General features: G+C 65.5%; 12 protein-coding genes. 10 read left to right on the plus strand and 2 right to left on the minus strand.

Annotated features, from left to right (window positions below; translation table 11 throughout):
* The first annotated feature begins 86 nt into the window (after positions 1-86).
* The 5 genes from Q0743_RS20220 to Q0743_RS20240 all read left to right on the plus strand — a co-directional run bounded on the left by Q0743_RS20220 (position 87) and on the right by Q0743_RS20240 (position 4,277).
* Positions 87-1,058 (plus strand): ABC transporter permease, encoded by a 972-nt coding sequence (locus tag Q0743_RS20220; protein WP_298243255.1) that lies wholly within the window; start codon positions 87-89, stop codon positions 1,056-1,058.
* A complete protein-coding gene (locus Q0743_RS20225; protein WP_298243256.1) occupies positions 1,055-1,894 on the plus strand; it encodes an ABC transporter permease in 840 nt (279 codons plus the stop codon). Before Q0743_RS20220 ends, Q0743_RS20225 begins: the two co-directional genes overlap by 4 nt.
* Positions 1,894-3,513 carry an ABC transporter ATP-binding protein gene (locus Q0743_RS20230; protein ID WP_298243257.1) on the plus strand — a complete coding sequence of 540 codons (1,620 nt, stop codon included), beginning with the start codon at positions 1,894-1,896 and terminating at the stop codon, positions 3,511-3,513. The genes Q0743_RS20225 and Q0743_RS20230 overlap by 1 nt, the downstream gene beginning before the upstream one ends.
* A 384-nt stretch (positions 3,514-3,897) precedes the next feature.
* Positions 3,898-4,071: a hypothetical protein gene (locus Q0743_RS20235; RefSeq protein WP_298243258.1), complete on the plus strand. Its 174-nt coding sequence runs from the start codon at positions 3,898-3,900 to the stop codon at positions 4,069-4,071.
* A complete protein-coding gene (locus Q0743_RS20240; protein ID WP_142251277.1) occupies positions 4,068-4,277 on the plus strand; it encodes a hypothetical protein in 210 nt (69 codons plus the stop codon). The genes Q0743_RS20235 and Q0743_RS20240 overlap by 4 nt, the downstream gene beginning before the upstream one ends.
* Before the next feature lie 2 nt (positions 4,278-4,279).
* On the opposite strand, the gene Q0743_RS20245 is transcribed toward Q0743_RS20240, so the two are convergent.
* Both Q0743_RS20245 and Q0743_RS20250 read right to left on the minus strand, forming a co-directional pair.
* Positions 4,280-4,558 (minus strand): hypothetical protein, encoded by a 279-nt coding sequence (locus Q0743_RS20245; RefSeq protein ID WP_298243259.1) that lies wholly within the window; start codon positions 4,556-4,558, stop codon positions 4,280-4,282.
* A 41-nt stretch (positions 4,559-4,599) separates the two neighbouring features.
* Entirely contained in the window at positions 4,600-5,364 is a 765-nt protein-coding gene (locus tag Q0743_RS20250) for a helix-turn-helix transcriptional regulator (protein WP_298243260.1), read from the minus strand.
* A 112-nt stretch (positions 5,365-5,476) separates the two neighbouring features.
* Between Q0743_RS20250 and Q0743_RS20255 the strand changes: the two genes are divergently transcribed.
* The 5 genes from Q0743_RS20255 (at position 5,477) to Q0743_RS20275 (ending at position 10,740) form a co-directional block, all read left to right on the plus strand.
* Positions 5,477-5,878, plus strand: coding sequence for a RidA family protein (locus Q0743_RS20255; RefSeq protein WP_298243261.1), 402 nt, complete (start codon positions 5,477-5,479; stop codon positions 5,876-5,878).
* A gap of 83 nt (positions 5,879-5,961) precedes the next feature.
* Complete coding sequence (locus tag Q0743_RS20260) at positions 5,962-6,282, plus strand: hypothetical protein (RefSeq protein WP_298243262.1); 321 nt, start codon at positions 5,962-5,964, stop codon at positions 6,280-6,282.
* 224 nt (positions 6,283-6,506) lie between these two features.
* The gene (locus Q0743_RS20265; protein ID WP_298243263.1) at positions 6,507-7,232 is read left to right on the plus strand and encodes an outer membrane protein; all 726 of its coding nucleotides are present in this window, start codon (positions 6,507-6,509) and stop codon (positions 7,230-7,232) included.
* A gap of 164 nt (positions 7,233-7,396) precedes the next feature.
* Positions 7,397-9,547 carry a methyl-accepting chemotaxis protein gene (locus Q0743_RS20270; protein ID WP_298243264.1) on the plus strand — a complete coding sequence of 717 codons (2,151 nt, stop codon included), beginning with the start codon at positions 7,397-7,399 and terminating at the stop codon, positions 9,545-9,547.
* Positions 9,548-9,678: 131 nt separating this feature from the next.
* Positions 9,679-10,740, plus strand: coding sequence for an MBL fold metallo-hydrolase (locus Q0743_RS20275; protein ID WP_298243265.1), 1,062 nt, complete (start codon positions 9,679-9,681; stop codon positions 10,738-10,740).
* Positions 10,741-10,791: the final 51 nt, after the last annotated feature.

The following is a 10,791-nucleotide window of genomic DNA, read 5'->3' on the forward strand; positions in this document are numbered from 1 at the left end:
CCCCTCCCCAGCCCTCCCCCGCAAGCGGGAGAGGGAGCGCACCGTCGTCGCGGTGGCTTTCAAGTCAAACAAGCGTCGCTCTAACTATGCTCTCCTTCGTTGCCCAGCGTGTCCTCAAGGGCGTCATCGTCCTGCTCGCGATCGTCGTCCTCAATTTCTTCCTGATCCGGCTAGCGCCCGGCGACCCCGCGGTCGTGATGGCCGGCGAGGCCGGAGCATCCGACCAGGTCTTCGTCAAGCAGCTCCGGGAGAAGTTCGGCCTCGACAAGCCGCTGCCCGAACAGCTCTTCATCTACGTCAAGGGCGTCGTCAGCCTCGATCTCGGCTTCTCCTTCCGCCAGCAGGCGCCGGTGGCCAAGCTGATCGGCGAGCGGTTGCCGGCGACGCTGCTGCTGACGCTGACCGCCTTCGCGATCTCGCTGATGCTCGGCACTCTCTTCGGCACGTTTGCCGCGCGATTTGCCGGCACGTTCCTCGACACCGCCATCACCATCTTCGCGCTGATCTTCTACGCCATGCCGATCTTCTGGGTGGCATTGATGGGCATCCTGTTGTTCTCGGTCACCATGGATTGGCTGCCGAGCTTCGGCTACGAGACGGTCGGCGCCAACCTCACAGGCCTTTCCCACGCCGTCGACGTCGCAAAGCACCTGATCATGCCGGCGATGACGCTCGGCCTGTTCTTCATGGCGACCTACACCCGGATGACGCGCGCCTCGATGCTGGAGGTGAAGCGGCTCGACTTCGTCAAGACCGCGCGCGCGAAGGGGCTCTCCGACGCCGTGATCCAGCGCCGCCACGTGCTGCGCAACGCGCTGCTGCCGGTCGTGACGCTCGCCGGCGTGCATTCCGGCACGCTGATCGGCGGCGCCGTCATCACCGAAACCGTGTTCGCCTGGCCCGGCATCGGGCGGCTGATGTACGACGCGCTGCTGCAGCGCGACTACAATCTGCTGCTCGGCGTCTTCGTGATCTGCTCCGCCATGGTGTTGATCTTCAATCTCATCACCGACCTCGTCTACCGCCTGGTCGATCCGCGCATCGAATTCGCCTCATGAAACAGTTCTGGAAATCGATGCTGAGAAGCCCGAGCGGCGTCATCGGGCTCATCATCCTTCTGCTCGCGATCGCCATCGCGGTGTTCGGACCGATGCTGTTCCCGAATTCGCCCTGGCGCATGGTGCAGCGGCCGTTCCTGCCGCCCTTCACGCTGTCGACCGTGCCCCTCGGCACCGACGCGCTGGGCCGCGACGTCTTCGCCGGCATGATCTTTGGCGCACGCGTGTCGCTGCTGGTCGGTCTCGTCTCGACACTGGTCGCGCTGGTGGTCGGCATTCCCATCGGCGCCATGGCCGGCTATTTCGGCGGCAGGGTCGACGACGCCCTGATGCGCTTCACCGAATTCTTCCAGACCATTCCGAGCTTCGCGCTGGCGATCGTGCTGGTCGCGATCCTGCAGCCCTCGATCTATTCGATCGTGGCCTCGATCGCGGTGGTGAGCTGGCCGCCGGTCGCCCGCCTCGTCCGCGGCGAGGTGCTGTCGCTGCGCACGCGCGAATATGTGCAAGCGGCGATCGTCACCGGTCAAAGCAACAGCTGGATCATCCTGCGCGAGATCCTGCCCAACGCCCTGTCGCCGGTGATCGTGCTGGCCTCGCTGATGGTGGCGACCGCGATCCTGCTGGAATCCTCGCTGGCGTTCCTCGGCCTTGGTGATCCCAATTTGATCTCCTGGGGCTACATGGTCGGCGCGGGCCGCACCGTGATCCGGCAGGCCTGGTGGATCACCGTATTTCCCGGCGTCGCGATCCTGATCTCGGTGCTCGGCCTCAACCTGATCGGCGAAGGCCTCAACGACGCGCTCAATCCCCGCCTGTCGCGGGAGGGCCGCTGATGACCGCCCCGCCCGCCGTCTCCATCAAGAATCTGCGGATTGCGCTGCCCAAGAGCGCCGAACGCCCGTTCGCGGTCGACGGCGTCTCGCTCGATTTGCGGCCCGGCAAGATCGTCTGCGTCGTCGGCGAATCCGGCTCGGGCAAATCGATGTGCGCGCATGCGCTGATGGGCCTGCTGCCTGACACGGTCTCGGTCACCTCAGGCGAAATCCAGTTCGAAGGCCGCGACCTGCTCAAGCTCGACGACGACGGCTGGCGCGATCTGCGCGGCCGCAGGCTTGCAATGATCTTCCAGGAGCCGATGACCGCGCTCAATCCGTTGATGCGGATCGGCGACCAGATGGCCGAGATGTTCGAGGCGCACGGCCTGCTGACGCCGAAGGAGCGGCGCGCCAAGGCCCTGTCGCTGGCGCGCGAGGTCGGCCTGCCCGATCCCGAACGCATCGTCCGCGCCTATCCGCACCAGCTCTCCGGCGGCCAGCGCCAGCGCGCCATGATCGCGATGGCACTCGCGCTCGAGCCCGCCGTGCTGGTCGCGGACGAGCCGACCACCGCGCTCGACGTCACCACGCAGGCGCAGATCCTCAAGCTGATCCGCAACCTCCAGCGTAACCGCAACATGGCGGTGATGTTCATCACCCATGACTTCGGCGTGGTCGCCGACATTGCCGACCAGGTCGTGGTGCTCCGCCACGGCAAGGTCGTGGAGGAAGGGCCCGCAGCGTCGGTCTTCAACGCGCCGCAGCACGACTACACCAAGGCGCTGCTCGCGGCCGTTCCGTCGATGGACCCGCCGGCACGCGAGCCCCTCGACGACCAGGCCAAAGCGGTCGAGGTCATCGGGCTGGACAAGACCTATGTGACCTCAGGCGGCTGGTTTCGCGAGGACCGCCGCGTCGATGCCGCGCGCGCGGTCAACTTCGACATCTTCAAGGGCGAGACGCTCGGCCTCGTCGGGGAATCCGGCTCCGGAAAATCGTCGGTGGCGCGCCTCGTGATGCGGCTGATCGAGGCCGACCGCGGCACGGTGCGGATCGGCGAGACCGACCTCACCTCGCTCACCGGCAAGGCGCTGCGCACCGAGCGCCACCGCATCCAGATGATCTTCCAGGATCCGTTCGCCTCGCTCAATCCGCGGCGCAAGATCGGCCACATCATCGCCGACGGCCCGATCGCGGCTGGCACGGATCCGAGGATCGCGTTCGACCGCGCCCGCGATCTGCTGAAGATGGTGGGCCTGGATGCCGGCGCGCTCGAACGCTATCCGCACGAATTCTCCGGCGGCCAGCGCCAGCGCATCGGCATCGCGCGCGCGCTCGCGCTCGAGCCGGAGATCATCGTCGCGGACGAGGCCGTCTCCGCGCTCGACGTTTCGGTGCAGGCGCAGGTCTTGAGGCTGCTCGAAGACCTCAAGGCACGCCTCGGCCTTTCAATGCTGTTCATCACCCATGATTTACGCGTCGCCGCGCAAATCTGCGACCGCATTGCGGTGATGCAGCGCGGCGCCATCGTCGAGTTGAAGCCGACCGCGCAGCTGTTCGCCGCACCCGAGCATGCCTACACGCGCGAACTGCTGGCGGCGGTGCCGGGACGGAAAGAGCGCGCACCGGCGGCATGAAGTGGTGCCCCCAAGGGATCACCAAGTTTCGGGATGGTTCCAAAAACTTGGCGACCATCGGTCATGAAACATATTTGACCCAGCCGTATTTGCTTTACGGAATGATCCTTGCTGGCGACGGCAAGGCGTCAAGCTGGCACCGGCATCCGCTCGCTTGGCCAAGAGCTTGCAACGAACAAGAGCCTTGCAACGAATATGAAGTGGATGAGCGGCTTCTCAACCCGTCGCAGCGAGGCGTCGGATGTGATGGGACGCCCGGTGCGGTCACGGGCTTTTGTTCACTCGTGATTGGCGACGCCACTTCAAAGGCGAAGGCGGCGCCATAGATCGCAATGAAATGATTGACGTCATCTGATGACGGGCAGCAATTGACACGGAGCCGACATGGGCGAAGTCATACGATTTGTCTCGAAGTCCGAGCGCGAGCGAGTGCGCCTCATCCAGGAAGCGCGCGCCATCTACGACAGCATCTTCCCTTCGGCTGATCCGGCCGGCGAGGATCACGACAAGACGCCGATGGGCCGGACGTTCGCCGGCGAGGGGAGCAACCGGTCGTGATCAAGATCATCGCGGTTCTCTGCAGCCTCGCTTCGCCGAGCAATTGTCACGAGCAACTCGTCACCAGCTCGGATTTTGCCGAGGTCTCGGTGCAGTCCTGCCTGATGGGCGCCCCGCAGCTCGCCGACTGGATGAACCAGCATCCGGCCGAGCGACTGGCCGCATGGCGCTGCGTGATCGGAAACCAGGCCCGCCGGGGCATTTAGCTCTATCGCGTGGTGTTGCTCCAGGTCGGAACCGAATTGGTCACGCCGACCGAAGGCCAATTGTACGACCCGACGGAGGGCGCCGTAACCGTGCCGACCGACCGTCCGGACGACCCATAGGACGGCGCCGGCTGCGCCGCGGGCGAGGCACCGTAATTCGGAGCCACCGCGCCAGTGGTGTAGTGCCGGCTCGACCGGGCCTTCTTCGCCTCAGCTGCAAAGGGCGCGGCAAGCAACCCGGTCGTGACGAGTGCGGCAATGGCCAGTTTGATGCCTCTCATGGCTGATCCCTCAGTCGCTGGGGGCCCCTTTTGCCATGTGATCATTCACCGGGCGATGTCCAGAGGCGCTTCTTCATAACTCCGTGCGCGGGGGAAGGTGCCGGGGCGGGATTGCCGCGCAAGTCGATGCCGAACGCCTTGCGCAAGCCGACCTGACCGGCGGGCGTGACGCGCACGATTCGAGAGTCGCGATCCCGCCTCAGCCAGCCGCGCTCCAGACAGCAACGGTGTATCTCCGCGCCGACGTGACCGGCAACATGATAGCGCCGCTCGCTCCAGTCGAGGCAGGGACGGCAGAAGATTCGCCTGCCTCCGGCTTTTGGTCCCAGTGCCGCGCCGAATGCGGAGAGGAAGTTCATCCCTGATACCGTCACCTCGCCGCCGTCCTCCGCGAGGACAATGTGCCCTTCGGCGACGAGAGCATCGGCGATCGCGACGCCCAGATGGCCGGCCAAATGGTCGTAGCAGGTGCGCGCGAAGCGGAGCCGGTCATCGCCGATGGAGCGAGGTTGGTAACGTTGCGGAACCTCGATCGCTGCGACGGCCTTGATGCCTTCCAGCATTCTGGCAACCAGAGGCGAAGCAATACGGTAATAGCGGTTGCGCCGCTTCTGCGTCACATCGAGCAACCGCGCATTGACCAACTTGCCGAGGTGTCCGCTCGCCGTTGATTTCGATATTCGCGCACGTGAGGCGAGCTCACTCGCAGTCAGGGCCTGTCCGCCCATCAGCGCCGCCAGCATCGTGGCCCGCGCGGTATCGCCGACCAGCGCCGCCACCTCGACCATGTTTGCCGCTGCGACCATGGCGAAACGGTATCGCGCCCGCCTGGGCGCGGCAACGGCAATGGTTCGGCAGCGGCCGAACCATTGCACCTGAGGGCGCCCTACCGTGGCTTCCGCAAACCGGGAGGGCCATATGAAGAGAATCCGCGTGGAGCCGATATCGAGCTATCTGGAGCGCCGCCGCAAAGGCCCGATCTATCCGGTCGTCATCGCCGAGGGGCTGGTCTATCTGTCCGGTTTGCCGCCGTTCGATCCTGAGACGGGCGAGGTCAGGCCGTTGCCGTTCGCGCGACAGGCCGAGATCGTGCTGGATCAGATGCAGCGCTGCCTGGAAGCGGCAGGATCGTCGCTGGCGGAGGTGATCAAGTGCAACGTCTATTGCACGCCAGACCCCGCGCATTTCGCCGCGTTCAACGAGGTCTACGCCCGCTACTTCCGAAACGAGGCGCCCGCGCGCATCTTCGTGCATGTCCCGTCATGGCCAGGGCCGTTCGACATCGAGGTCGATTGCGTCGCGCTGGCGGGACGCCGATGAGATTGTCGCGCGCGGCCCGCCTTCGGATGGACCCGAATCAGCGCTAGTGCATTGCCCTCAAGGACTTCCCGCATTGAGGCGACATGACCGGCCCCGAACTGAAGCAACTCCGCGCCGACCTTTCCGATGCCCTCGAGCGGCAGCTCACTGCGGCCGATATGGCAAGGCTCTGCGGATTGCCGGACAAGGGCGGCAGCGACACCATCCGGCGCTGGGAGGTCAGCGGCCCTTCGCCGTCGGCGACCAAGGTGCTGCGCGTGCTCGCGATGGCGAGCGAGCGCTATCCGATCCTGGAGAAGTTCGACATCTTCGATCGCCATGACGTGCGCGAGGAAGATCGTCCTGCAAAGCGCGCAGCGTTCCGCCAGCAGATGCGGGACGAGGCGCGCCGGCGTCTTGGTTAACGAAGCGCGCATGGAAGTTACGCGAACGCTGCCCCGTTAAGCCTTCCTTCAGCATTTCTTAAGCCGGCATTAAGCACGAAAACCAATTGCAGCCCAATAAGTTAGGTTGGCTGCCGCTGTGCCATGCATGTGACAGCATTTTCGTCAAAAGCGAGCTATCTGCAAAACCAACGCGGCGCGGAAAGCGCGCCGACCGGGGACATTGAGTGTTGGAGTTCAAGACCATGAAGAAGATTCTGTTTGCGACCGTTGCGCTGCTCGCGGTGGGCGCGGCTGCGCCGGCCGTCGGTGCCGATCTCGGCAACCGCAACTATTACAAGTCGCCCGCGCCAGCCTATGCCGCACCGATCTACAACTGGACCGGTTTCTACGTCGGTGGCCATGTCGGCGGCGCGTTCTCCAGCGACAACAATTTCAACGGCCTCTCCACCGGCAATAACGGCAACGGCCGTTTCCTCGGCGGCGTGCAGGTCGGTGCGGACTGGCAGTTCCACCCGAACTTCGTGGTCGGCGTCGAGGGCCAGTATTCCTGGCTCTCCGGCAGCGTCGGCGCCGTGTTTCCGGGCGGCATCGCCTACACCAACGACCAGCGCGGCCTCGGCTCGATCACCGGCCGCGTCGGCTACACCTGGGGCCCCGGCCTCGTCTACGTGAAGGGCGGCTACGCCTATTCGGACAACAACGAGAAGGTGACCGTCGGCGGCGTGCCGGCCGCCTTCGTCATCACCGGCGATCACACCAACGGCTACACCGTCGGCGCCGGCCTCGAATACATGTTCGCTCCGAACTGGACGGCCAAGGCCGAGTACCAGTACTACAATTTCGGCGACGCAAGCTTCACCGGCGGCCCGCTCACGGGCACCGGCAGCTTCACCACCGACGACCACACCATCAAGGCGGGCGTCAACTACCGCTTCAACTGGGCCAGCACGGGCGTCGCGCGCTACTGATCGGTTACTCCAACTTTACCATGACGATGCGGCCGGCGATCTCGCCGGCCGTTCTTTTTTCGCCCTGCGGAACGACCACAAGCTTTTGCGGAGATTGCGAATTCTTAACCGGCGGTGCCGATACTGCCGGCCACAAAGATAAGCAAGAGCTGGGGGAATTTTCGATGGCGATCCGTCTGGGGCTTGGCCGTTTGGGCCGTTTTCTGCCTCGCTTCAAACTACCGACATGGGGCGTGCGCGGCAGCCTGTTCGCAGCCTTCGCGGTGATCGCGGGCATGGGCCTCGTGATCGCGGCCGGCGCGGGCCTGGCGCTGCAAAATCTCGGCGGACGCATGACCGAGCTGAGCGGGCGGGACATTCCACGCCTCGCCGCCAGCCTGCAATTGTCGGCGCTGAGCGCGAGTCTTGCGGCCCAGGGACCGGCCCTGCTCGCGGCGCAGAGCGAGGATGCCCTCAACGAGCGTACCAAGAAGCTCCGGGAATTGCAGGAGCAGACGCAGCAGAAGCTCACCGAGATCATCCAGCTCGGCGGCGACAAGAGCGTCGTCTCCGGCCTCAGCGAAACCATGAAGAGCATCAACGAGGCGGCGCAGAGCCTCACCAAGGCCGCCCGCGAGCGGCTGGACATCGCCGCGCTTCATGAGAAACAGTATGATGCGCTGCGCAACGCGCAGGGCGCCTTCGTCGGCGCGGCCAGCCCGGCGATGCTCGACGCGCAGACCCGCGTCAACGCCATTCTCGGCTCGGCCGATTTGTCGGCCGCGGATGCCAGCGACGCCGCGCAGACCGTCGGCCAGCTCGGCAACGTCGTCGCCAGCGGCAATCTCGCCGCTGCCGACATGAGCGCGGCGCTGTCGGCGAGCACGAGCGACAAGCTCGACGACATCCAGAAAGAATTCAAGACGGCACAGGGCCGCCTGCGCTCAAACCTCGATCTGTTGCCGGACAATCAGGGCAACAAGATGCTGCGCGAGACGGCGGAAAAGCTGCTCGCGCTCGGCGCCGGCAAGACCGGGGTGTTCAATCTGCGTGAGAAAGAGCTCGACTCCATCGACTACGGCCAGACCATCCTGGACGAGACGCGCAAGCTCAATGTCGGTCTCGGCATCAGCGTGCAGCAGCTCGTCGACGGCGTGCAGAAGGAGACCAACACCTCGACCTCCCAGGCGCAGCAGGAGACCTCGCTGGCGACGACCGTGATGCTGGCGCTCGGCTCCCTGATGCTGGTCGGCTCGGCGCTGTTCGTCTGGCTCTATGTCGGCCGCAACATCCTGCGCCGCATCCGCGAGCTTCAGCGCGCCATGCAGCTGCTGTCGGCCGGCGATCTCGACACCGAGATCGTCCGCTCCCGGCAGAACGACGAGATCGGCGTGATGAAGGAAACGCTGACCGTGTTCCGCGACAGCATGATCGAAGCGCGGGCACTCGCCGGCGAGCAGGACAAGGACCGTGTCGCCAAGGCCGAGCGCGCCGCGCGCATGGAAGCGAAGATCGCCGAATTCGAGAACACGGTGCGTGCCGCGCTCGACAATCTGGCGCAGTCGGCCAATTCGATGCAGTCGACCGCGCAGAGCATGTCGACCACTGCCGACCAGTCCAACGCGCTGGTCAACGCGGTGGCCTCCGCCGCCGAGGAGACCTCGGTCAACGTGCAGACCGTGTCCTCGGGCACCGAGCAGCTGTCGTCCTCGATCGAGGAGATCAGCAAGCAGGTCGTGACTTCGGCCGCGATCGCCAAGAAGGCGGTCGACGAAGCCGGCGCCACCGACACGACGGTGCAGAGCCTTGCCGACAGCGCCAGCCGCATCAGCGTCGTGGTCGACCTGATCCAGACCATCGCCTCGCAGACCAATCTGCTCGCGCTCAACGCCACCATCGAGGCGGCGCGTGCGGGCGAGGCCGGCCGCGGCTTCGCCGTGGTTGCCTCCGAGGTGAAGAGCCTCGCCAGCCAGACCGCCAAGGCGACGGAGGAGATCCGCACCCAGATCGCGAGCATGCAGGAGATCACGACGTCGGCAGTCGGCGCCATCCAGGGCATCGGCCGCATCATCGGCGAGATCGACAACGTGACCACGACGATCGCGGCCGCGGTCGAGGAGCAGGGCGCGGCGACGCGCGAGATCGCCCGCAACATCCAGCATGCCGCCGGCGGCACCAGCGAGGTCTCCAGCAACATCGTCGGCGTCTCCACCGCCTCCGCCGAAGCCGGCGCGGCAGCGAATGAGGTGCTGGGCGCCTCCGACGCGCTCCGCCGCGAAGCCGATATGCTGCGCGGAGAGATCGACGCGTTCCTCAACAACATGCGGGCGGCGTAGCAGCGCCGTCCCGTGGCCCGGACGGCGCTTCGTCCGGGCCACGGAAAACTGCCGGTATGACCGCCATGCGCAGGCCATGGCCCGCCCTTTTTCGGCTGGCGCCCCGCGCGCGCTGGGTTTAAGCCGGTAGCATGAACGCGAAAACCGACACGGCTCAGTCCTCCGCCGAAGCGCTGCGCTATCCCTGGGAACAGCATCCCGGCCACGACGAGATCGTCGAGGTCAGGCCCGGCGTGCTGTGGGCGCGGCTGAAGCTGCCGTTCCGCCTCAACCACGTGAACATCTACCTGCTCGCCGACGGCGACGGCTATGCGATGGTCGATACCGGCTTCGGCAACGAGGAGACGATCGAGGCCTGGACCAAGCTGTTCGACGGACCGCTGAAGGGCATCACGATCACCCGCCTGATCGTCACCCACTCCCATCCCGACCATGTCGGGCTTGCGGGCTGGGTGGTCGAGCGCTTCAACTGCCCGCTGGTGATGTCGCAGGTCGAATACCTGCAATCGGTCTATCACCAGAACCGCGGCACTGCGGAGCGCCAGGAAGCGCAGCGGCTGTTTTTCCGCCGTCACGGCATGGACGAGTCGCTCACGGAGAAGCTGCTCGGCCGCGGCCAGGATTATCTCAAGCGCGTCTCGGTGCTGCCGCCGTCCTACCGCCGCATCTCCCACGGCGAGGACGTCGTGATCGGCACGCGCCGCTTCAAGGTGATCACCGGCGGCGGCCACGCGCTCGACCAGGTGATGCTGTATTGCGCCGACGACAAGCTGTTCCTGTCCGCCGACCAGGTGCTGAGCAAGATCTCGCCCAATGTCAGCGTCTGGGCTGTGGAGCCCGACCAGAACTCGCTGGGCGAATATCTGGCTTCGCTCGCCAGCCTCACCACCACGCTGCCCTATGACGTGCTGGTGCTGCCCGGCCACGGCGTGCCGTTCTACGGGCTGAAGACCCGCATCAAGCAGCTCGCCGACCATCACGAAGAGCGCTGCCGCCTGATCGCGGAAGCCTGCCGCGAGGTGCCGCAGACCTCGCGCGCTTTGGTGCCTGTCGTCTTCAACAAGCACGTGCTCGACGAACACCAGATGGGCTTTGCCGCCGGCGAACTCGTCGCCCACGTCAACTACATGATCGTCGAGGGCCGGCTGACGGCCGAGACGAAAGACGGCGTGCTGCAGTTCCGGACGACGTGAGTGGTAACTTCACCTCGCCCCGCTTGCGGGGAGAGGTCGGTCGCGAAGCGA

The organism is uncultured Bradyrhizobium sp. (assembly GCF_936943645.1).
GTDB lineage: Bacteria > Pseudomonadota > Alphaproteobacteria > Rhizobiales > Xanthobacteraceae > Bradyrhizobium.

Coding starts and splice junctions, on each gene's coding strand:
- Q0743_RS20220 (WP_298243255.1), top strand. CDS start 87: ATGCTCTCCTTCGTTGCCCAGCGTGTCCTCAAGGGCGTCATCGTCCTG.
- Q0743_RS20225 (WP_298243256.1), top strand. CDS start 1,055: ATGAAACAGTTCTGGAAATCGATGCTGAGAAGCCCGAGCGGCGTCATC.
- Q0743_RS20230 (WP_298243257.1), top strand. CDS start 1,894: ATGACCGCCCCGCCCGCCGTCTCCATCAAGAATCTGCGGATTGCGCTG.
- Q0743_RS20235 (WP_298243258.1), top strand. CDS start 3,898: ATGGGCGAAGTCATACGATTTGTCTCGAAGTCCGAGCGCGAGCGAGTG.
- Q0743_RS20245 (WP_298243259.1), bottom strand. CDS start 4,558: ATGAGAGGCATCAAACTGGCCATTGCCGCACTCGTCACGACCGGGTTG.
- Q0743_RS20250 (WP_298243260.1), bottom strand. CDS start 5,364: ATGGTCGCAGCGGCAAACATGGTCGAGGTGGCGGCGCTGGTCGGCGAT.
- Q0743_RS20255 (WP_298243261.1), top strand. CDS start 5,477: ATGAAGAGAATCCGCGTGGAGCCGATATCGAGCTATCTGGAGCGCCGC.
- Q0743_RS20260 (WP_298243262.1), top strand. CDS start 5,962: ATGACCGGCCCCGAACTGAAGCAACTCCGCGCCGACCTTTCCGATGCC.
- Q0743_RS20265 (WP_298243263.1), top strand. CDS start 6,507: ATGAAGAAGATTCTGTTTGCGACCGTTGCGCTGCTCGCGGTGGGCGCG.
- Q0743_RS20270 (WP_298243264.1), top strand. CDS start 7,397: ATGGCGATCCGTCTGGGGCTTGGCCGTTTGGGCCGTTTTCTGCCTCGC.
- Q0743_RS20275 (WP_298243265.1), top strand. CDS start 9,679: ATGAACGCGAAAACCGACACGGCTCAGTCCTCCGCCGAAGCGCTGCGC.